General features: G+C 70.1%; 18 protein-coding genes. 13 read left to right on the plus strand and 5 right to left on the minus strand.

Annotated elements, in window-relative coordinates; all coding sequences use genetic code 11:
- The first annotated feature begins 115 nt into the window (after positions 1 to 115).
- On the plus strand, positions 116 to 1693 hold the full coding sequence (locus tag NOCYR_RS07075; protein ID WP_048833972.1) for an FAD-binding oxidoreductase: 1578 nt from the start codon (positions 116 to 118) through the stop codon (positions 1691 to 1693).
- Entirely contained in the window at positions 1690 to 2628 is a 939-nt protein-coding gene (locus NOCYR_RS07080; RefSeq protein WP_014349671.1) for a diacylglycerol kinase, read from the plus strand. The genes NOCYR_RS07075 and NOCYR_RS07080 overlap by 4 nt, the downstream gene beginning before the upstream one ends.
- Positions 2629 to 2733: 105 nt before the next feature.
- Here the strand turns inward: NOCYR_RS07080 and NOCYR_RS07085 are convergent, their stop codons facing one another.
- The gene (locus tag NOCYR_RS07085) at positions 2734 to 3354 is read right to left on the minus strand and encodes an AAA family ATPase (RefSeq protein ID WP_014349672.1); all 621 of its coding nucleotides are present in this window, start codon (positions 3352 to 3354) and stop codon (positions 2734 to 2736) included.
- Positions 3355 to 3683: 329 nt separating this feature from the next.
- On the opposite strand from NOCYR_RS07085, the gene NOCYR_RS07090 reads away from it, so the two are divergent.
- The 11 genes from NOCYR_RS07090 (at position 3684) to NOCYR_RS29110 (ending at position 17618) form a co-directional block, all read left to right on the plus strand.
- Entirely contained in the window at positions 3684 to 6362 is a 2679-nt protein-coding gene (locus NOCYR_RS07090; RefSeq protein WP_048833098.1) for a valine--tRNA ligase, read from the plus strand.
- Between the two features lie 107 nt (positions 6363 to 6469).
- A complete protein-coding gene (folC, locus tag NOCYR_RS07095) occupies positions 6470 to 7855 on the plus strand; it encodes a bifunctional tetrahydrofolate synthase/dihydrofolate synthase (RefSeq protein WP_416382453.1) in 1386 nt (461 codons plus the stop codon).
- A 157-nt stretch (positions 7856 to 8012) separates the two neighbouring features.
- Positions 8013 to 8465 carry a DUF4233 domain-containing protein gene (locus NOCYR_RS07100; RefSeq protein WP_014349675.1) on the plus strand — a complete coding sequence of 151 codons (453 nt, stop codon included), beginning with the start codon at positions 8013 to 8015 and terminating at the stop codon, positions 8463 to 8465.
- Between the two features lie 109 nt (positions 8466 to 8574).
- Positions 8575 to 9486, plus strand: coding sequence for a hypothetical protein (locus NOCYR_RS07105; protein ID WP_014349676.1), 912 nt, complete (start codon positions 8575 to 8577; stop codon positions 9484 to 9486).
- Between the two features lie 45 nt (positions 9487 to 9531).
- Positions 9532 to 9948 (plus strand): nucleoside-diphosphate kinase, encoded by a 417-nt coding sequence (gene ndk, locus NOCYR_RS07110; protein WP_036534584.1) that lies wholly within the window; start codon positions 9532 to 9534, stop codon positions 9946 to 9948.
- Positions 9949 to 10339: 391 nt separating this feature from the next.
- Complete coding sequence (locus NOCYR_RS07115; protein ID WP_014349678.1) at positions 10340 to 13756, plus strand: translation initiation factor IF-2 N-terminal domain-containing protein; 3417 nt, start codon at positions 10340 to 10342, stop codon at positions 13754 to 13756.
- Positions 13757 to 14030: 274 nt separating this feature from the next.
- Positions 14031 to 14342: a 50S ribosomal protein L21 gene (gene rplU / locus NOCYR_RS07120; RefSeq protein ID WP_014349679.1), complete on the plus strand. Its 312-nt coding sequence runs from the start codon at positions 14031 to 14033 to the stop codon at positions 14340 to 14342.
- A gap of 45 nt (positions 14343 to 14387) precedes the next feature.
- Positions 14388 to 14654 (plus strand): 50S ribosomal protein L27, encoded by a 267-nt coding sequence (gene rpmA / locus NOCYR_RS07125; protein WP_014349680.1) that lies wholly within the window; start codon positions 14388 to 14390, stop codon positions 14652 to 14654.
- A gap of 133 nt (positions 14655 to 14787) precedes the next feature.
- The gene (gene obgE / locus NOCYR_RS07130) at positions 14788 to 16248 is read left to right on the plus strand and encodes a GTPase ObgE (RefSeq protein ID WP_014349681.1); all 1461 of its coding nucleotides are present in this window, start codon (positions 14788 to 14790) and stop codon (positions 16246 to 16248) included.
- 48 nt (positions 16249 to 16296) lie between these two features.
- The gene (gene proB, locus NOCYR_RS07135) at positions 16297 to 17430 is read left to right on the plus strand and encodes a glutamate 5-kinase (protein WP_014349682.1); all 1134 of its coding nucleotides are present in this window, start codon (positions 16297 to 16299) and stop codon (positions 17428 to 17430) included.
- A gap of 8 nt (positions 17431 to 17438) precedes the next feature.
- A complete protein-coding gene (locus NOCYR_RS29110; protein ID WP_148280556.1) occupies positions 17439 to 17618 on the plus strand; it encodes a hypothetical protein in 180 nt (59 codons plus the stop codon).
- An 82-nt stretch (positions 17619 to 17700) separates the two neighbouring features.
- On the opposite strand, the gene NOCYR_RS07140 is transcribed toward NOCYR_RS29110, so the two are convergent.
- The 4 genes from NOCYR_RS07140 to NOCYR_RS07155 all read right to left on the minus strand — a co-directional run bounded on the left by NOCYR_RS07140 (position 17701) and on the right by NOCYR_RS07155 (position 20906).
- Positions 17701 to 18354 (minus strand): Uma2 family endonuclease, encoded by a 654-nt coding sequence (locus tag NOCYR_RS07140; protein ID WP_014349683.1) that lies wholly within the window; start codon positions 18352 to 18354, stop codon positions 17701 to 17703.
- Positions 18355 to 18427: 73 nt separating this feature from the next.
- Entirely contained in the window at positions 18428 to 19762 is a 1335-nt protein-coding gene (locus NOCYR_RS29655) for a hypothetical protein (protein ID WP_014349684.1), read from the minus strand.
- Positions 19759 to 20133, minus strand: coding sequence for a hypothetical protein (locus NOCYR_RS07150; RefSeq protein ID WP_014349685.1), 375 nt, complete (start codon positions 20131 to 20133; stop codon positions 19759 to 19761). The genes NOCYR_RS29655 and NOCYR_RS07150 overlap by 4 nt, the downstream gene beginning before the upstream one ends.
- Positions 20134 to 20201: 68 nt before the next feature.
- Positions 20202 to 20906: an ESX secretion-associated protein EspG gene (locus NOCYR_RS07155; protein ID WP_014349686.1), complete on the minus strand. Its 705-nt coding sequence runs from the start codon at positions 20904 to 20906 to the stop codon at positions 20202 to 20204.
- Between the last annotated feature and the right edge of the window lie 13 nt (positions 20907 to 20919).

Consider the following 20919-nt stretch of genomic DNA (forward strand, 5'->3'; position numbering starts at 1 on the left):
TTTCGTCGGTTACTGCTTGACAGTCTATGTCAAACTGTAACGCATGGTCGATACGCAGCCGCCCGCCGAGCCGGATCCCTTCGCGAACCCGGACGACACAGCGCTCCCGACGAGTATGGTGTGGGACGCCTGGGGCGCTCCCGCTGGACACAAGCCGCTGTCGGCGCAGATCCGTGGCCTGCTGAAGCAGGTGTTCGGGGTGTCCGGCGACACCGTGGCACGCCGCGATGAGGGTGACGTGCCGCTGCGCGATTCGGCATTGCCGCCGGCTGCGCGCGACGGGCTGGCCGCGGTGGTCGGTGCCGAGCATGTCTCGACCGACCACCACGACCGGCTGCTGCACGCGGGCGGCAAAAGCACTCCCGACCTGCTGCGCCGGCGCGCCGAGGGGCCGCAGGACGCGCCCGACGCGGTGGTGTTCCCGGCCGGCCACGACGAGGTCGCCGCCGTGCTGTCCTACTGCGCCGAGGCCGGTATCGCGGTGGTCCCGTTCGGTGGCGGGACCAGTGTCGTCGGCGGGCTCGACCCGATCCGCGGTGCGTTCGCCGCCGTGATCTCGGTGGATCTGCGCAGGTTGAATGCCCTGCATGCGGTCGATCCGGTCAGTGCCACCGCCACCCTGGGAGCCGGTGTGACCGGTCCGCGCGCGGAGGAATTGCTCGGCGCGCACGGGCTCTCGCTCGGCCACTTCCCGCAGAGTTTCGAATTCGCCAGCATCGGCGGTTTCGCGGCCACCCGCTCGTCGGGGCAGGCCTCGGCGGGCTACGGCCGCTTCGACGACATGGTGCAGGCCCTCAAGATCGCCACCCCGACCGGCACGCTGGAACTCGGCCGCGCCCCCGCGTCGGCGGCGGGACCCGATCTGCGCGAGCTGTTCGTCGGCTCCGAAGGCGCACTCGGCATCATCACCGAGGTCACGGTGCGCGTGCATCCGGTGCCGGAAACCATTGCCTACCAGGCTTGGTCGTTCCCGGACTTCGAGACCGGCGCGGCCGCGCTGCGAGCGGTCGTCCAGGCCGGCGCGGCGCCGACGGTGCTGCGGCTGTCCGACGAGATGGAGACCGGCGTCAACCTGGCCCGCACCGCCGATATCGGTGGCGAAGCGGTGAGCGGCTGCCTGGCCATCACCACCTTCGAGGGCACCGAGATGCATGTGGCCGCGCGCGGGCTCGAGGCCGGTGCGCTGCTGTCGGCCGCGGGTGGCACGGTGCTGGGCGAGCTGCCGGCCCGGGAGTGGGAGAGCGGGCGTTTCTCGGCGCCGTATCTGCGGGATTCGCTGCTGGACGCCGGCGTGCTCTGCGAGACCCTGGAAACCGCGACCACCTGGTCGAACCTGTCGAACCTCAAGGCGAAGGTCACCGCGGCGCTCACCGAATCGCTCACCGCCCAGGGCACTCCGGCGCTGGTGATGTGCCATATCTCGCACACCTACCCGACCGGCGCCTCGCTGTACTTCACCGTTATCGCCAAGCTGCTCGACGATCCGCTGGCCCAGTGGCAGGCCGCCAAGCGGGCCGCGGGTGACGCGATCATCGCCGCCGGCGGCACCATCACCCACCATCACGCCGTCGGCGCCGACCACCGCGCGTGGATCCCGGACGAGATCGGCGACCTCGGCGTACGGGTGCTGCGCGCGGTGAAACGGGAGATCGACCCCGCGGGCATCCTCAATCCGGGCAAGCTGATCCCATGACGACGCAGTCGCGGCGCGAGATCCGCACGGTCACGGTGGTGACCAACGCGCTGTCGGGGATGGGCAAGGGCCATGACGTCGCCGCGGCCGCCATCGCCCGGCTGGCCGAATGCGGCGTGGAGGTCACCGAGATCCGCGCGCCCTCGGCCGCCGAATCGGTCCGATTGGTGCGCGCCGCGGTGACCGGGCCGCAGCCCCCGGACGCGGTGGTCTGCGCGGGCGGCGACGGTCTGGTGTCGGTGATGCTCGAGGCGCTGGCGGAAACCGGTACCCCGATCGGCCTGATCCCCGGCGGCACCGGCAACGATCTCGCCCGCGAATTCGGCATCCCGAACGACGACCCGGTGGCCGCCGCCGACGTGGTGCTCGGTGGGCAGGCGCGCACCATCGACCTCGGACTGATCGAGCGCACCGACGCCGCACCGATGTGGTTCGCCACCATCACCGGCACCGGTTTCGATGCGCGAGTCACCTTGCGCGCCAACCGGTTGCGATGGCCCAAGGGTCCGCTGCGCTACACCGTGGCCGCACTGGCCGAACTCGCGAGCCGGGCCGCGACGCCGTACCGGATCGAACTCTCGGACGCAGCGGCCCAGCCGGGCACCGTGGTTGAGACCGACGCCATGCTGGTCGCGGTCGGCAACACCCGCACCTACGGCGGCGGGATGCTGGTCTGCCCGGACGCCGTGGTCGACGACGGGCTGCTCGACGTCACCGTGGTGCGCGCGGTCTCCCGGCTGAACATGCTGCGGCTGTTGCCCGCCCTGGCCTCCGGGAAACGGATCGACCATCCGGCGGTCTCGCACTACCGGGCGCAGCGGATCACGCTCACCGCTCCGGGCGCGCCGGCGACCGCCGATGGGGAACCGGTGGGCACGTTGCCGATCACCCTGCGCGCGGTGCCCGGCGCCCTGTCGATCCTCGTACCCGAGTAGGCGCCCAGCTACAGGGGCGATGCGCTCCGTCGAGACGCGTCGGCGGGCGAGCGTCTGCTGTGCTTAGGCGGAGGACCCGGCCGCAGCCGGTGAGCGACCCGTCGCTCAGGCCGCGAAACTCACCCGCCGCATCCCGCCCACGGTCTCCCGGTCGGCGATGACGATCGACGCCGGCGCCGGATCGGTGATCGGTCCCGCGTCCACCGCCCGCAACAGCCGCTGCCAGCGCACACAGTGCAACCGGAAGAAGAACCCGTTGACCCGTCGTCCGCGGGTGTACTGGCCCGCGCGGGCGATGGTCGCGGGCACGTCGATGAGGATCAGATGTAGTTCCCGTCCGCGCGCAGCCGCCCAGCGCGCCAGCATCCGCCGCGCCCAGCCGAAGGTGGCGCAATCGTGCACCACCACCGGACCGGCATTGTCGCGCAACGCGTTCCGGATGCGGGTGTAGTGCGCGATATGCACCACCGGCCGCCACAGCGGGTACGGTAACCGGCCCAGCCGGTGGCGCCACGAGTTGCGCGAATGCTGTGAATCGAGCACCACCGACCCGCCCGGACCGGCGGGCGGCTGCTCGGCCTCGGCCGTGGAACCGAACAACGCCCGCAGCGCCGTGCTCTTTCCGGCGCCGGGAACACCGGCGAAAACCAGCACCGCCGTGGGCGGATACCGCAATTCGCCGACCGCCCGGCCGCGTAGATCGTGGACCCGGTGCGGTAGCAGCACGGAATCCGTAGCGGGCACAGGGGATTCGAGGGGAAGAGCAACGGACGGTTCGAGCCGGGGGTTCACTCTTCCAGAGTTGTCAGTAATGTCCGATTCGGCAACCGGGTGTGACCAATCCGGGCGAAAACCGAAGCTGAGAATTCCATATGGATTCGGTATCGCCCCTGCGATCGGCGGTAAGCTCTCGGGTGTAGGCGGAGTCTTCGGTGTCCCTCATCCACCGAAGACTCCGCCGGTGTTTTTTTCCGGGCACCGCTCCGATCCGAGCTCGGTCCGCGGCGTCGTCGCCCCTGCGTCGGACGGTTCGCGCCGACCACTAGAATCGCGGGGTGACCAGCGCAGCCCCAGACAACACGCGTAATCGTGCCGATGCCCTCCCCAAGAGCTGGAACCCCGGCGAGGTGGAGGCCGAGATGTACGAGCGCTGGGTAGCGGCCGGTTACTTCACGGCCGACCCGGCCAGCGGCAAGCCCGGCTACTCGATCGTGCTGCCGCCACCCAACGTCACCGGCAACCTGCACATGGGCCACGCCCTCGACCACACCCTGATGGACCTGCTCGCGCGTCGCAAGCGCATGCAGGGCTACGAGGTGCTGTGGCTGCCCGGCATGGACCACGCCGGTATCGCCACCCAGACCGTGGTGGAAAAGCAGCTCGCCGTCGACGGCAAGACCAAAGAGGACTTCGGCCGCGAGCTGTTCATCGAGAAGGTCTGGGACTGGAAGCGCGAATCCGGCGGCGCCATCCAGTGGCAGATGCGCGCGCTCGGCGACAGCGTCGACTGGAGCCGCGACCGCTTCACCATGGACGAGGGCCTCTCGCGCGCGGTGCAGACCATGTTCAAGCGGCTCTACGACGCCGGGCTCATCTACCGAGCCGAGCGTTTGGTCAACTGGTCGCCGGAACTGCGCACCGCCATCTCCGATATCGAGGTCAAATACGAAGACGTCGACGGTGAGCTGGTGTCGCTGCGCTACGGCTCGCTGCGCGACGACGAACCGCACGTGATCGTCGCCACCACCCGCGTGGAGACGATGCTCGGCGACACCGCCGTCGCCGTGCACCCGGAGGACCCGCGCTACCAGGCGCTGATCGGCACCACCCTGGAACACCCGATCACCGGCAGGCAGATCCCGGTGATCGCCGACGACTACGTCGACCCCGAGTTCGGTTCCGGCGCCGTCAAGATCACCCCGGCGCACGACCCCAACGACTTCGAGATGGGTCTGCGGCACAACCTGCCGATGCCGACCATCATGGACGAGCGCGGCCGAATCGCCGGTACCGGAACCGAATTCGACGGCATGGACCGCTTCGAGGCCCGGGTCAAGGTGCGTGAACGCCTGGCCGCCGAGGGCCGCGTCGTCGCCGAGAAGCGCCCGTACCAGCACAGCGTCGGCCACTCCGAGCGCAGCGGTGAGCCGATCGAGCCGCGACTGTCGATGCAGTGGTGGGTCAAGGTCGAGTCGCTGGCCAAGGCCGCCGGCGACGCGGTGCGCGGCGGCGATACTGTCATCCATCCCGCCAGCCAGGAACCGCGCTGGTTCGACTGGGTCGACGACATGCACGACTGGTGCATCTCCCGGCAGCTGTGGTGGGGCCACCGCATCCCCATCTGGTACGGCCCCGAGGGCGAGATCGTCTGCGTCGGGCCCGACGAGACCCCGCCCGAGGGCTGGGTGCAGGACCCCGACGTGCTCGACACCTGGTTCTCCTCCGGCCTGTGGCCGTTCTCCACCATGGGATGGCCGGACAACAGTCCCGAGCTGGAAAAGTTCTATCCCACAAGCGTTCTGGTCACCGGCTACGACATCCTGTTCTTCTGGGTGGCCCGGATGATGATGTTCGGCACCTATGTGGCCGAGGACCACGTCATCACTGCGGGCAAGGGCGATGCCAGGCAGGTGCCGTTCAAGGACGTCTTCCTGCACGGGCTGATCCGCGACCAGTTCGGCAAGAAGATGTCGAAGTCGCGCGGCAACGGCATCGACCCGCTGGAGTGGATCAGCGCCTACGGCGCCGACGCGCTGCGTTTCACCCTGGCCCGCGGCGCACAACCCGGCGGCGACCTGTCGGTCGGCGAACCGCACGCCCTGGCCTCGCGCAGCTTCGTCACCAAGCTGTTCAACGCCACCAAGTTCGCGCTGATGAACGGCGCCCGGTCCGGCGAACTGCCCGACCGCGCCACCCTCACCGACGCCGATCTGTGGATCATCGACCGGCTCGACGAGGTGCGCGCCGAGGTCGACGCGGCCTTCGACGCCTATGAATTCGGCAAGGCCTGCGAGGCGCTGTACCACTTCGCCTGGGATGAGCTGTGCGACTGGTACCTCGAACTGTCCAAGGTGCAGTTCGCTGCCGACGACGCCCGCGCCGAATCCACCCGCACCGTGCTCGGTTCGGTGCTCGACGCCGTGCTGCGGCTGCTGCACCCGGTGATCCCGTTCGTCACCGAATCGCTGTGGCGCGCGCTCACCGGCGGTGAGTCGGTCGTGATCGCCGACTGGCCGCAGGCCACCGGCCAGGCCGCCGATCAGGATGCGGCCCAGCGGATTGCCGACACCCAGCGGTTGGTCACCGAGATCCGGCGCTTCCGCAGTGATCAGGGGCTGGCCGACAAGCAGAAGGTCGCGGCCAAGCTGATCGGTATGGACGCCGCCGGACTCAGCGAGCTCGAACGTTCCATCGCCGATCTGGCCCGGCTCACCGCGCCCGGAGACGATTTCGCCGCCACTGCCGCGGTCGAGGTCCGTCTCAGCGGCGCCACCGTCACCGTCGAACTCGACACCTCCGGCGCGGTCGACCTCGACGCCGAACGCCGCCGTCTGGAAAAGGACCTGGCCGCCGCCCAGAAGGAACTGGCCGGCACCACCGCCAAGCTCGGCAACGAGGCCTTCCTGGCCAAGGCGCCCGAGCAGGTCGTCGACAAGATCCGGACCCGCCGCGATGTGGCCGCCGCCGAGGTGGAGCGCATCAGCGCCCGGCTCGCCGAACTGAGCGGCAAGTGACCGGCCCCGACGAGACCGACGGCCCCGACTTCGCCCGCGAAGCCGGCAACGCCGAACCGGAGCCGCAGCACGGCACCGGCGCGCCGCTCGGCTCCGGGCCGTCGCCGGTGGATCTGGCGGAAATGGCGCTGGTCGAGGCCGAACTCGACCGGCGCTGGCCGGAAACCAAGATCGAACCGTCGCTGACCCGCATCGCCACCCTGATGGATCTGCTCGGCTCACCACAGCAGAGCTATCCTGCGATCCACATCGCGGGCACCAACGGCAAGACCTCGGTCACCCGGATGATCGACGCACTGCTCACCGCTCTGCACCGGCGCACCGGCCGCATCACCAGCCCGCACCTGCAACTGGCCACCGAGCGGATCAGCATCGACAACGCGCCCATCACGCCCGCGCGCTACGTCGAGGTCTATCGCGAGCTGGCGCCCTATATCGAGATGATCGATCAGCAGTCGGCGGCCGCGGGCGGGCCGGCCATGAGCAAGTTCGAGGTGCTCACCGGCATGGCGTACGCGGCCTTCGCGGAGGCTCCGGTCGACGTCGCGGTGGTGGAAACCGGGATGGGCGGCACCTGGGACGCGACCAACGTCATCGACGGACAGGTCGCGGTCATCACGCCGATCGGGCTCGACCACACCGAATACCTCGGCCCCGACCTCACCGCCATCGCGCGGGAGAAGGCCGGGATCATCAAGCGCGCGCCGGAGAGCCTGATCCCGCGCGACAATGTGGCCGTCATCGCCGAACAGGACCCCGAGGCGATGGATGTGCTGCTGCGCCGCGCCGTCGAGGTGGACGCCGCGGTAGCCCGCGAAGGCGCCGAATTCCGGGTGCTGGCGCGCAAGATCGCCGTCGGCGGTCAGCAGCTGGAGCTGCAGGGCCTGGGCGGGGTGTACGACGAGATCTTCCTGCCACTGCACGGCGAACATCAGGCCCGCAATGCGGTGCTGGCGCTGGCGGCGGTGGAGGCGTTCTTCGGTGCGGGCGCGCAACGTCAGCTCGATGTCGACGCCGTGCGTGCCGGATTCGCGAGCGTCACCAGTCCGGGCCGCCTGGAGCGGATGCGCAGCGCGCCCACCATCTTCATCGACGCCGCCCACAACCCGGCCGGTGCCAAGGCGCTGGCGGCGACCCTGACCAGTGAGTTCGACTTCCGCAAGCTGGTCGGCGTGGTCGCGGTGCTCGGCGACAAGGACGCCGCGGGCATCCTGGAGGCGCTGGAGCCGGTGTTCGACGAGATCGTGGTCACCACCAACGGCTCCCCGCGCGCCCTCGACGTCGATTCGCTCACCGATCTCGCGGTGCAGCGCTTCGGCGACGAACGCGTCGTCCCGGCCTACACCCTGCCCGATGCCCTGGAGACCGCGATCGCGATCGCCGAGGACGTCGCCGATACCGGGGAGATGGTCTCCGGCGCCGGCGTCATCGTGACCGGGTCGGTGGTGACGGCGGGAGCCGCACGCGCGCTGTTCGGTAAGGAACCGGCGTGAGCGGTCAGCCCGGAGTGGCAGCGTGCGTCACGGAGGGCGCCCGAGCACGCCGCGGTCGATACAGCCTGATCGGTCAGCGCCCGGAGGCGGCAGCGTGCGTCACCACGGAGGGCGCCCGAGGTCGAGACAGCGGCAGATTGTGCCGAGGAGGCAGACGATGAGCGAATCCGACCCGCGCCCGGATGACGATCCGCAGGCCGCGGCCGAACCGAGCGGTGCGCAGCCCGCACCCGCTCCGCCGGACCCGTGGAAGGGGCTGCGCGGGGTGATGGCGGGCACGCTCGTCCTCGAGGCCATCGTGGTGCTGCTCGCGCTCCCGGTGGTCGCCGATGTCGGCGGCGGCGTCAGCTGGCTGTCGGGCACCTACCTGGTGACGCTGGCCGTGGTGATGATTCTGGGTGCGGGCCTGCAACGGCGCCCCTGGGCGGTCCCGTTCAACCTGGGCCTGCAAGTCCTGGTGATCGCGGGCGCCTTCATCCACGTCTCCATCGGCGTCATCGGCATCCTCTTCGCCATCGTCTGGGCGTTCATCCTGATCCTGCGCAACGACGTCAAACGCCGCATGGACCTCGGCGTCCTGCCCAGCCAGCGCATCCAGCGCACCGACTGAGCCGGACCGGAAACACGTTGGCGGGCTACGGCCTCCATTGCTACAGTGACGCCGTACCGTCCCCCTGGCGGATCCCGATGCATCCCATCGAGCGTCCTGGAGATTCGCCATGCCTTCCTTTCTCATCCGCCCGTTCCGCCGCGATGATCGCGACCAGCTCACCCGGCTGGCCAACACCCACATCGCCGCCGTGGTTCCCGGCGTCTCCATCTCGGTCAACACCATGTTGAGCAGCCTGGAGCGGCGCCCCGACGAGGTCATCCTCGATCCGTGGGTGACCGAACGGGTCACCCTCGTCGCCGAACAGGACCGCGAACTCGTCGCTGCCGCGCACCTGTTGCGCTACGACTCCGGCGACCACGTCACCGACAGCTTTCGCGAGGCCGGGACGGTCGAATGGTTCCTCGCCTGGAACCGGCCTACCGTCGGCGACGACGGCAGCCCACGCCCGATCGACGCGGCCGCCGACGCGTTGATGACCGCCTGCCTGGCTCAGCTCGCCCGCTGGCAGGTCCGGTCCCGGTACTTCAGCGGCAGCCTGCCCACCTTCGCCGCCTATGGCCTGTCCGAGCAGTGGCCGCACCTGCGGGCGATCCTGGAACGCAACGGCTGGACGCGGTCCGACGAGTCGAGCGTCGAGTTGCTGCTGCTCGCCGAGACCGACACGATCCCGCGCCCGCACCGCACCGATCTCGAGGTGCGCCGGGTGATGGGCGAGCTCGGCACCCGATTCATCGCCCAACGCGACGGCCACGACCTCGGCCATCTGGAGATCGACACCAACCTCACCCAGCCCGAGCGGATATCGCGGCTGGGCGGCTGGGCCGATGTCTGCCGGGGGGACGGCGAACCGGATGTGCTGCGCTGGCTGTACGGGCAGGTCGCGGACTGGTTGCGGCTGGGCGGGATCGACCGGCTGATCACCTACAGCGAGCCCGGAGACCCGGAGCTCGGGTTGCTGACGCAGTGCGGGTTCGTGGAATTGACCCGGACCGACCGCTCCTGGGTGCATCCGGGCTGAGGCGCTGGTTGGGAGGGTGGGGGAGCAGACCGTTACGCTGTCGCCGTGACTGAGCAGACGTTGATCCTCATCAAGCCGGACGGTGTGGCCCGTGGCCTCGTCGGTGAGGTGCTGAACCGGATCGAGCGCAAGGGGCTGAAGATTGCCGCGCTCGAGCTGAAGCAGGTGTCCGATGAGCTGGCCGGCGAGCACTACGCCGAACATGCGGGCAAGCCGTTCTACGGCTCGCTGATCGAGTTCATCACCTCCGGTCCGGTCGTCGCGGCCGTGCTCGAAGGTCCGCGCGCGATCGCGGCGTTCCGGCAGATCGCCGGCGGCACCGACCCGGTGGAAAAGGCCGCCACCGGCAGCATCCGCGGCGATTTCGCCCTGGAAACCCAGGAGAACCTGGTGCACGGATCCGACTCGCCGGAGTCGGCCAAGCGGGAAATCGCCCTCTGGTTTCCCGAGTTCCCGGCCTGAATCGAGCTCCCTTTCCGTCGATCGAGACCGCACGCTGTTGCGCCGATGGCGAACCCTCGGCGCACGGTGTGGGATACTGGCAACTGGTTGCAACCGATAGCGGTCGTAACCGGATGACACCCCGAGGTTCGATGCCGATCATCGCTGCCGCGGCGCGGTAACTCGTTCGCGTCGGCACGCTGGATGAACGCTCACACCACGGAGTTCAGCCATACAGCCAGGCGCCGCGTGACCAGTTAGCCCGAACGACGATCGACATGGAGATAACCGGGCACGCGGGGCGAGACCATTGACCTCGTGCCAACCGCGCGAGGCGTACGGAACAGCGCCCCCGCGTCGGCCGCGTCACTCCCTTCCGGGAGGAACGCGCCCGGGGGCCCGAGGAGACTTCGTGGCCGATCAAGAGCCGCTGGACACAACATCACAGGATGCCGATCAATTGCCGGAGCGAATCCGAGTTCATGCGCTGGCCAAACGTCTGGGAGTAACGAGCAAGCGCATCCTGGCCAAGCTGGGTGAGCTCGGCTCCGACGCGCGCAGCCCCCAATCGAACGTCGACCGCGCGGTCGCGGAGTCGGTGCGCGACGCGCTCGCCGAACCAGCCGCCGAGCCCGCCGCCGAACCACCGCCGACGGACACCACCCAGCAAACCACCGAACCGGCGCCGGTCGAGCCGTCGAGCCCCGCCGGGGCAGAGCCCGCCGTGACGGCCGAGCCCGTCACCACGCAGGCCGAGCCGGTCACCGCCCAGCCCGAAACGCCGGGCGCCGACCTGTTCTCCACCCCGCCGGCCTTCAGCCCGCCCGGCGGCCTGTTCGCCAGCCCGATCCAGGAGGAGCCGCCGGTCGTCGAGCCGGTCGTGTTCGAATCCGCGGTCGTGGCCGCGCCGCTGTTCCTGTCGCCGGACGCCGCTGCCGCCGAGGAGCTGCGCAAGAAGCGCCGTCGCGTCGAGTCCGAGACCCCGCGCGCCGACGAGGCCGCCACCCAGGCCGAGGACGTCGAGGACGAATCCGCCGACGAGCAGGACACCGGCGAGCAGACCGAGTCCGATGATCAGCCGCGTCGCCGTCGTCGTGGCCGCCGCGGCCGCGGCCGGGGTCGCGGTGAACAGCACACCGACGCCGACGACGAGCACGACACCGACGAACGCGGCGCCCGCGACAAGGACGAGGCCCGCGACAAGGACACCGCCACCGAGGAGGCCGCCGAGGCCGAATCCGAGGACGCCAAGCAGGCCGAGGCCGAGTCCGCCGACGAGGGCGAGGACGGCTCGCCCGAGGGTTCCACCCGCAGGCGGCGCAGGCGCAGGCGGCGCAAGGTCGCCGGCGAGGGCGGCGAGAACGAACCGGCCGACGACGATCCGCCGAACACGGTCGTGCACGAGCGCGAACCGCGCAACAAGAGCCGCACCCGCGCCGTCGACGAGGTGCAGGGCATCACCGGGTCCACCCGGCTCGAGGCCAAGCGCCAGCGCCGCCGCGACGGCCGCGAGGCCGGACGGCGTCGTCCGCCGATCCTCACCGAGTCGGAGTTCCTGGCCCGCCGCGAATCCGTCGACCGGGTCATGGTGGTGCGGGAGAAGGAGTTCCCCGGTCACCCCACCGCCACCCAGGTCGCGGTGCTGGAAGACAACATCCTGGTCGAGCACTTCGTCACCAGCACCGGCCAGGCGTCCATGGTCGGCAACGTCTACCTCGGCAAGGTGCAGAACGTGCTGCCGAGCATGGAGGCGGCGTTCGTCGATATCGGCCGCGGCCGCAACGGCGTGCTCTACGCCGGTGAGGTGAACTGGGAGGCTGCCGGGCTCGGCGGCAAGGAACGCAAGATCGAGCAGGCGCTCAAGCCGGGCGATCAGGTGCTGGTGCAGGTCAGCAAGGATCCGGTCGGTCACAAGGGCGCCCGCCTGACCACCCAGATCAGCCTGGCCGGCCGCTTCCTGGTGTACGTGCCCGGCGGCACCTCCACCGGGATCAGCCGCAAACTGCCCGACACCGAGCGCAAGCGGCTCAAGGAGATCCTGCGCGAGATCGTGCCCGCCGACGCCGGCGTGATCATCCGCACCGCCTCCGAGGGCGTCAGCGAAGCCGAACTGGCCCGCGACGTCGAGCGGTTGCAGGCCACCTGGCGCACCATCGAGAAGGCCGCCGAACAGGATTCCGGCGCACCGAAGACGCTCTACGAAGAGCCGGACCTGCTGGTCAAGGTGATCCGCGACCTGTTCAACGAGGATTTCTCCAAGCTCGTCATCGAGGGCGAACGGTCCTGGAGCACGGTGGAGACCTACATCCGCACGGTTGCGCCGGACCTGCTGGCCCGGGTGTCGCGGCACGAGAACAACGGTATCGACGTCTTCGAGGCCTACCGCATCGACGAGCAGCTGGCCAAGGCGCTCGACCGCAAGGTGTGGCTGCCCTCGGGCGGCACGCTGGTCATCGACCGCACCGAGGCGATGACCGTCATCGACGTCAACACCGGCAAGTTCACCGGGTCGGGCAACAGCAACCTGGAAGAGACGGTCACCCGCAACAACCTCGAGGCCGCCGAGGAGATCGTGCGGCAGATGCGGTTGCGCGATATCGGCGGCATGATCGTCGTCGACTTCATCGACATGGTGCTCGAATCCAACCGTGACCTGGTGCTGCGCCGGCTCACCGAGGCGCTGGGCCGCGACCGCACCCGGCACCAGGTCTCCGAGGTCACCTCGCTCGGCCTGGTCCAGATGACCCGCAAGAAGCTGGGCACCGGCCTGGTCGAAGCGTTCTCCACCACCTGCGAGCACTGCCACGGCCGCGGCATCCTGGTGCACACCTACCCGGTCGAGCCGAGTGCTGCCGAGGACGGCGCCGGGCGCGGACGCGAATCCGGTTCCCGCCGGCGCCGCGGCCGCGACAAGGCCGCCGCCGCTGCCACCGCACCGGCGCAGCCCGCGGTGGCGGAAGTGAGCGAGGAGGAGGCCGCCGCCAAGCGTGCCCATCCGGTCGCGCTGGCGATGGCGGCGCACCAGGCCGAGGACGCCGGGGTTGCCGAGGCGGAGACCGCGGCGGAGCCCGCCGATGTCGCCGAGCAGGCGGTGGCCGAGCAGGCTGCCGTCGCCGAGCAGGCTGCCGCCACCGAGCAGGCGCAGGAAGCCGGTGCCGAACCGGCCGCGCAGCCGGTCGCCGCCGGACAGAACGGCACCACCCGGACGCGCTCGACTCGGCGCAGGCGGGTGGCCCGCTCGGCCGCGGCACCCGCGGCTGAGGCAGCGGTCGTCGTCAGCGAACCGGCTGCGGCGGCGGAGCCCGTTCCGGCGGAGCAGGCCTCAACAGCTGAGCAGGTCTCGGCTGTCGAGCCGGCATCTCCTGCCGCGGCTATGGCCGAATCGGTCGCCACGGAACCGGTCGCCCAGCCCGAGGCTCCCGTGGTTTCCGCCGCTGAGCAGCCCGCCGGGGACCAGCAGCCCGAGGCCGCGGAACCTGCCGAACCGGCTGCGGTCACGGAGACCGCCGGTGAATCGGTCGCGACCGCACCCGCCGAGCCCACCGTTGCGGCAGCTGAGGAGCCCGCACCCGCCGAGCCGGTCACCGCCGAATCGGAGAACGGCATCCCGGCCCGCCCGGCCCGGCGCCGCCGTGTGGCCCGCTCGGCCGCCGCTCCGGCCGCGGACAGCACCGGCGCGGTGTTCGTGCTCAGCAGCTCGGAGGAGCCGGCGGCGCCGGTCGTCGACTACACCGCCCCGGTACCGGTCCAGGTGCCCGAGCGCAGGCCGCGCAGGCGCAGCGCGGGCCGGCCCGCGGGCCCGCCGCCCGCCGAGTCGGCCGACGAATGACCTGGTGGTCCCCGCCCTTGTGGCGGGGGCCACTGTCGTTCGGCGGCCGGTTTGGTCGCGCACCTATGCGTCCTGTAATCTTGGACAGTCGCTGCCCGGCGACAGCGTTTCATCACGCTGTGCCCGCGAAGCTGTAGAGCAATCGCCAGTGCTGAGGCGGCGGTGACTACCAGACCAGATGTGTAGTGGATGCCCGGTGGAATTCTCCGGCCGGGTGCCACTCCAGCCGCGCTAGCAAGCGTCGCACACCTAGAGGAAGAAGGGCAGCCGACCGATGGCAACGTACGCGATCGTCAAGACCGGCGGAAAGCAGTACAAGGTCGCGGTCGGTGACCTGGTGAAGGTCGAGAAGATCGAGGGTGCGCCGGGCACCGCTGTGGATCTGTCGCCGGTGCTCGTGGTCAACGGCGCCGAGCTGACCGCCGATGCGGACAAGCTGGCCAAGGTGTCGGTGTCCGCCGAGGTCGTCGAGCAGACCAAGGGCCCGAAGATCCGCATCCACAAGTTCAAGAACAAGACCGGCTACCACAAGCGCCAGGGTCACCGTCAGCCGCTGACGGTCCTGAAGGTCACCGGCATCAAGTAATCGGCCCGAGGGTTCACCGAGCCCTCACCTGGAGGAGTTACAGCAATGGCACATAAGAAGGGTGCATCCAGCTCCCGGAACGGTCGCGATTCCAACAGCAAGCGCCTCGGCGTGAAGCGGTTCGGCGGTCAGACCGTCAAGGCCGGCGAGATCCTGGTGCGTCAGCGCGGCACGCACTTCCACCCCGGCGTGAACGTCGGCCGTGGCGGTGACGACACCCTGTTCGCCCTGGAGGCGGGCGCGGTGGCGTTCGGCACCAAGCGTGGTCGCAAGACCGTCAACATCGTGGTTCCGGAGCCGGTCGAAGCCTGACCGGCTGACGACTCCAACACAGACGAGCGGGTCAGGGTGACATACCCCTGGCCCGCTTTTCGTTGTTTCCAGAAGAAGTGACCTGCGGCGACGTTCGCCGCCCCGACCAGACCGAAGGAGGATGATTCGGCGTATGTCCAAATTCATCGACCGTGTCGTACTTCATGTGCGTGCTGGCAAGGGCGGCCACGGCTGCGCGTCGGTGCACCGGGAGAAGTTCAAGCCACTCGGCGGGCCCGACGGCGGCAACGGCGGCAACGGCGGCGACGTCATCCTCGAGGTCGACTCGAATGTGCACACGCTGCTGGACTTCCATTTCCATCCGCACGCCAAGGCGAGCAACGGCAAGCCCGGCGAGGGCGGTAACCGCGACGGCAAGCAGGGCACCGACCTGCTGCTGAAGGTGCCCGACGGCACGGTGGTGCTCGGCGCCGACGGCGAAGTGCTGATGGACCTGGTCGGTGTGGGCAACCGGTTCATCGCCGCGCGCGGCGGACGCGGCGGGCTCGGCAATGCCGCGTTGGCCTCCAAAGCGCGTAAGGCGCCCGGTTTCGCGCTGCTCGGTGAAGAGGGCGAAGAGCGCGATATCGTGCTCGAACTCAAGTCGGTGGCCGACGTGGGGCTGGTCGGGTTCCCGTCGGCCGGTAAGTCCTCGCTGGTCTCGGTGCTCTCGGCGGCCAAGCCGAAGATCGCCGACTATCCGTTCACCACGCTGGTGCCCAATCTCGGTGTGGTCGCCAGCGGCGACACCACCTTCACCGTCGCCGATGTGCCCGGGTTGATTCCGGGTGCGAGCGAGGGGCGTGGGCTCGGGCTGGACTTCCTGCGTCATCTGGAGCGCTGCGCCGTGCTCGCGCATGTGGTGGACTGCGCGACGCTGGAGCCGGGCCGCGATCCCGTCTCCGATGTCGACGCCCTCGAGGCCGAGCTGGCCGCCTACAAGCCCGCGCTGAGCGCCGACGCCGGCCTGGGTGATCTGGCCGACCGCCCGCGCGTGGTGATCCTGAACAAGACCGATGTGCCCGATGCCGCCGAACTGGCCGAGATGGTCACCGAGGAATTCGCCGCGCGCGGCTGGCCGGTGTTCCAGATCTCCGCGGTGAGCCGGGCCGGGCTGCGGCCGTTGACGTTCGCGCTGGCCGACATGGTGCGCAAGTACCGCGAAGAGCATCCGAAGGCCGCCCCGAAGCGTCCGGTGATCCGGCCGATCGCGGTGGACGAGACCGGCTTCAGCGTGATCGTCGATCCGGACGAGCCCGGCGGGTTCATCGTGCGCGGCACCCGGCCCGAGCGCTGGGTGCGCCAGACCCAGTTCGACAACGATGAGGCCGTCGGCTACCTGGCCGACCGGCTGGCCCGCCTGGGTGTCGAAGACGAGCTGGTGCGCCTCGGCGCCGAACCAGGCGCGCCCGTCACCATCGGTGACGTCACCTTCGATTGGGAGCCGCAGATTTCCGCGGGCGTCGACATGGTGCCCACCGGCCGCGGCACCGATATCCGGCTGGAGCAGACCGACCGGGTCAGCGCGGCCGAACGCAAACATGCCTCCCGGGTGCGTCGCGGTCTGGTGCGCGACGACGAGGACGAAGCGTAGGCCCGACCGGCGTCGGGCCGCGCGTGAGAACAGTGGTGGAGATCAGCCGTGACGGAAACGCAGGTGCAGTTCGGCGCCGAACTCAGTGAGGCGCGCCAGGCCATCGCCGGTGCGCGCAGTGTGGTGGTGAAGATCGGGTCCTCGGCCCTCACCAGCATGAAGGCCGGTCTGGACACCGCACGGCTGGACCGGCTCGCCGACGCCGTCGAGGCGCGGATGCGGGCCGGTTCCGATGTGGTGGTGGTGTCTTCGGGCGCGATCGGCGCCGGTATGGCTCCGCTCGGTTTGAGCGCGCGCCCGCGCGATCTGGCCACCAAGCAGGCCGCGGCCAGCGTCGGCCAGCTGGCGCTCGCGCACGCGTGGGGCACCTCGTTCGCCCGCTACGGCCGCACCGTCGGTCAGGTGCTGCTCAGTGCCGACGACTTCTCCCGCCGCGAACATCATCGCAACGCGCAGCGCACCCTCGACCGGTTGCGTTCGCTCGGCGCGGTGGCGGTGGTGAACGAAAACGACACTGTCGCAACCGAAGAGATCCGTTTCGGCGACAACGATCGGCTCGCCGCACTGGTCGCGCATCTGGTCGGCGCCGACGCGCTGGTACTGCTGTCGGACGTCGAAGGCCTCTACGACGGTGACCCGCGCAAGGGCGGCGCCACCTTCATCCCCGAGGTGCGTTCCAGTGCCGATCTGGATGGCGTGATCGCGGGCACCGGCGGCGCGCTCGGCACCGGCGGCATGGCCTCGAAGCTGTCCGCGGCCCGGCTGGCCGCCGACGCCGGCGTGCCCGTCCTGCTGGCGGCCGCCTCCGAAGCCGCCACCGCCTTGAGCAGCGGCACCGTCGGCACCGCCTTCGCCGCCCGCCCGGTCCGCCTGTCGGCCCGCAAGTTCTGGGTGCGGCACGCCGCTGACAGCCGCGGCGCCATCCACATCGACGAGGGCGCCGTCGCGGCGGTGGCCCAGCGTCGCCATTCCCTACTGGCCGCAGGCATCACCGGCGTGCGCGGCCGCTTCCACGGCGGCGACGTCGTCGACCTCATCGCCCCCGACAACCGCCTGGTCGCCCGCGGCGTCGTCGAGTACGACGCCGCCGAACTGTCGACGATGCTCGGCCGCTCCACCACCGAGCTCCCCGACACCATGCAGCGCCCCGTCATCCACGCCGACGACCTGGTGAAGGTGTAGGACGCACGTTGAACGAGCAGATCCCTGAAGCTCTTGTGCATGAGGTCGGAGGCCGGCTGCGGCCACCAGTCGCCGGACGAATCGCGTTCCCCTTGGCCGGCGCGACCGACCAAGGGCCGCAGCGGGAGATCGGAAACGCCGACATCGCGGACCTCTTCGACGCTGAAGACATCGACAAATACACCTGATGCTCCTGGTCGACATCACCGAGCGTGCGGTGCCCTCATGCCTTCGCTCGTGTCGACGATCCGTGCCGGTGCAGGGGATTGATCAGTACTCGAGCTCCGACCACGGGATGCTGATCGGGAACGGGAAGTCGATATGGATTCCGTCGGCATCGGCCGGGACCCATTCGCCCGCGACCAGGTAGTTGGCCTGACGTAGCGGCCGCACGCCCTGCGGCAGCCGACCGTGCTCGGTCTCCAGTGCGTACGCTCTGACGACCGCGATGGCGCTTTTCGTGCGAGCCAGGATCACTTCCCAGTACCAAGGGATCCCGGCACTCGCGTAACGGCTCTTCTTGGCTTCGATATCCGACGGGGTATTCGACGGCGAAAGCACCTCGCCGACCAGGAGTACGTCCGCAGCGCGAACATCCTGGTAGGGCGATTCGAGGCACCGGTGAACCATGAAGTCTGGAGTCAGGAAGTTCGATTTTCCGCTTGCGCCGAGGAAGACATTGGTTTCCAGATTCACGCGCCAGCAAGTCTCCGGTCGGTCGGTCATGCTCTTGCGTGCCGACTGCTCGATAGCATTGCGCATTCGGACAGTGAACATCTGATGCTCGGCAGGTCCGCGTCGCACCCAGACCACCCGGCCATCCCAGAGTTCGATCTGATTGGCAATCTCTTCGGGCAGCTGGTCGAGCTCTTCCCACGTCATGTATTCGGGCAGGTCCGGACGCTCGATGCGCGGAACAGTCATGCCGCAATGGTAGGTCGTTCGCCGACCGGGATCGATCCGATTCCGGTAGTGCTTCAGGCGCATCGGCCGCTGTCTACCCCTGCGGCGGGATGACGCCGGGCTGGTCTGTGGCCGGCGGCTGGCCTTCGGGGATCGGTCCGGTGATGCCAGGTTGTCCGCCCGGGTCCGGGAGCGGGATCGGCGGGGTCTCCGGGGCCGGGATCGGGGGTGGCGGTGGCGCTTCTGGCAGCGAGGACGGTTCGGCCGGTGGCGGCGCGGGTGCGGCCGGTGGGGGAACGGGGACGGACGGCTCGGCCGGTGGCTGAACCGGTGTGGTTTCGGTGGCGGGCGGAGCAGGTGCCGGCGGTGCGGGCGAGGCCGGCGGCGCCGGGACGTCTGCCGGGGGTGGTGTCGGCGCGGGGGTCGGCACGGGAACGTCGGCTGACGGTGGGGCCGGTGTGGGGGGCTGTGCGGGAGGCGGAACCGGCGCGGACGGTTCGGCAGGCGGGGGCACGGGCAGCGGGGGAGCCTGCTGAGTCGGCGGCGAAGGCGGTGTGCGGCCCTGGGGATGCTCGGTGGGCGGCGGGGTGCCTTCGGGGCCGGGCTGCGGGGGAGCCGGCTGGGTGGGGGGAGTGGGCGGCGCGTCGTCCTGCGGCCCCTCGGCGCGCGGCGGGGTGTCCTCCGCGCGGGGTTGCGAATCCGGTGGTTGAGGCGTCCCCCCGCCCTGTTGTGGTGCGGGAGTTCCGGTTTCCGGCGGGGCAGCCGGGCCGGGCAGGGTGGCGCCCGGATCGTCCTGGCCCCGTGGAGGATTCGACCCGTTCGGCGGTGCTACCTCTTGGTCCCCTCGCAGCTGATTCTGCGGGGGACGTGCGAGTGGCGCCGGGGTTCCGGGGGCCGCGGGCGGGTCGGGTAGCGCTGGAACCCCGGTGCCGGCCAGCTTGTAGGCCGGTTTGTAGATCATGTTCATCGCCAGCACGGCTTCCTGCCGCAAGGCCTCTTGCGCCATCTGCGCATCGATGACGTTCGCGGCCTCGAGCAGCCGGGCGATCGCACCGATGGGGCCCGACCCGCCGGGCGGCACGACGGCGAGCTTCACCGCTTCCGCCGCGGCGGCGACCGCACCGATCCGGGCGCCGACCTGGCCGAGCACCGCAGCCAGCTCGTCGACCGAGGCGGCGAAGCTGCGGGCGCTGGCGTGGGCGGCGTCGGCGGCGGCGCCCTCCCAGTCCATCGCGTCCATCACCCGGTCGACGCTGTCGCGGGTGAGGGGAAACGAGGTGGACAGGCCCGCGGCGGCTTCCAGCCAGGCCGCGGAGGTCGCCACGATCGCGGCGGCGTCGATTTCCTGGGTTTTCGCGTAGATCTCTTCGTGCCGCATGGACTCGAAGTGCTCCATCGCGCTGATGTACTCCGGATCGGTGCCGCTCATCGGGGCAGCCTCGACGCGATGGCCCGCACCGCGGCGGCATTGGCGGCGTCGGCCTCCTCGTAGAGTCCGCCGCTGATCAGGAACGCCTCTTTCATCCGGTAGGCGGCCTCGATGTAGTGGTCGAGCAGGGCGGCGGCGTCGCGGGCCTTGTGCCCGAACCCGGCCTGCAACTGCTGCGCCGAGACGAATCCGCCGAAGCCGCGCGGTTCGGCCACCGATTCCAGGCGTTGTTGCAGGTGTAGGAGGCGATCGACCTGGTGGTCGTAGAGTTCGGCGCAGCGCCGCGCCGCGGCCGGATCGAACTTGACGGTGCCCGCGTGTGCCGCTTGCCGAAACCGGGCGATTTCGGTTCGGCTGCTCTCGATCGTCATCGCTGTCCCCTCCATCGGTCCGATTCAGCGTAGCGGCAATCGCGGCCGCCGGTCAGCGGGTGAACAGATCAGGAAGGCACCCGCTTCTGGAGTTGCGCGGCCAATTGTTCGCTGCCGGCGGGCACGATGTGCACGGTCTCACCGGCCTTGATGAGGTAGCGGCCGTCGCCGGCGACGTCGATCCAGGTGTAGTGCACGGGGGCGGGCGGTGTCGGCCGGTCCAGGCGCGCTTCGATGCGGATATGCCCTTCGGCGGTGTGCGGGGTGAGCAGCAGCCGCCGGATCGGCAGCGCGGCCCGGTCGGTCGCGATGACGACTTCGTCATCGCGGATGGCCTCGACCGCCGCGGCGCGCGCCGGTTCGCGGCCCGCGGGTGTCTTGGGCAGCAGGGCGGCGATGCGGGCGCCGAGTTTGGCGCTGTGCCCGATCGATATCCGCACCTGCCCGCCGAAGTCCGCTGTGCGCCCGGGTTCCTGGACCGCGAGTACGCCGCGGTCGAAAACAGCGGCGGCCAGCAGCCGGATTTCGCTGCCTGCGGTGTGCCCGCCGCCGACGGCGACGATTCGGGTGTGCGGGGCGGCGAGGATGCGCAGGCAGGCCGACAGATCGGGGTCCGCGCCCAGCGGCAGGCGGGTGGCGAGTTCGGCGCGCAGCGCGTCGGCCTCGCGTTCGGTGCGCGGGGTCTCCAGGATGCGCAAGGGGTATGGATGCCGGTCCTGATCGGTTTCGCGCCAGATATGGGCGAACTCGTCCGGGGTGAACGTCCAACTCACGACCCGATCACAT

It is taken from the genome of Nocardia cyriacigeorgica GUH-2, from assembly GCF_000284035.1.
Classification (GTDB): domain Bacteria; phylum Actinomycetota; class Actinomycetes; order Mycobacteriales; family Mycobacteriaceae; genus Nocardia; species Nocardia cyriacigeorgica_B.

Excerpts from the sequence above, each read along its gene's own strand:
- NOCYR_RS07075 (WP_048833972.1), top strand. The coding sequence starts at position 116 with ATGGTGTGGGACGCCTGGGGCGCTCCCGCTGGACACAAGCCGCTGTCG.
- NOCYR_RS07080 (WP_014349671.1), top strand. The coding sequence starts at position 1,690 with ATGACGACGCAGTCGCGGCGCGAGATCCGCACGGTCACGGTGGTGACC.
- NOCYR_RS07100 (WP_014349675.1), top strand. The coding sequence starts at position 8,013 with ATGAGCGAATCCGACCCGCGCCCGGATGACGATCCGCAGGCCGCGGCC.
- NOCYR_RS07105 (WP_014349676.1), top strand. The coding sequence starts at position 8,575 with ATGCCTTCCTTTCTCATCCGCCCGTTCCGCCGCGATGATCGCGACCAG.
- rplU (WP_014349679.1), top strand. The coding sequence starts at position 14,031 with ATGGCAACGTACGCGATCGTCAAGACCGGCGGAAAGCAGTACAAGGTC.
- rpmA (WP_014349680.1), top strand. The coding sequence starts at position 14,388 with ATGGCACATAAGAAGGGTGCATCCAGCTCCCGGAACGGTCGCGATTCC.
- obgE (WP_014349681.1), top strand. The coding sequence starts at position 14,788 with ATGTCCAAATTCATCGACCGTGTCGTACTTCATGTGCGTGCTGGCAAG.
- NOCYR_RS07140 (WP_014349683.1), bottom strand. The coding sequence starts at position 18,354 with ATGACTGTTCCGCGCATCGAGCGTCCGGACCTGCCCGAATACATGACG.
- NOCYR_RS29655 (WP_014349684.1), bottom strand. The coding sequence starts at position 19,762 with ATGAGCGGCACCGATCCGGAGTACATCAGCGCGATGGAGCACTTCGAG.
- NOCYR_RS07150 (WP_014349685.1), bottom strand. The coding sequence starts at position 20,133 with ATGACGATCGAGAGCAGCCGAACCGAAATCGCCCGGTTTCGGCAAGCG.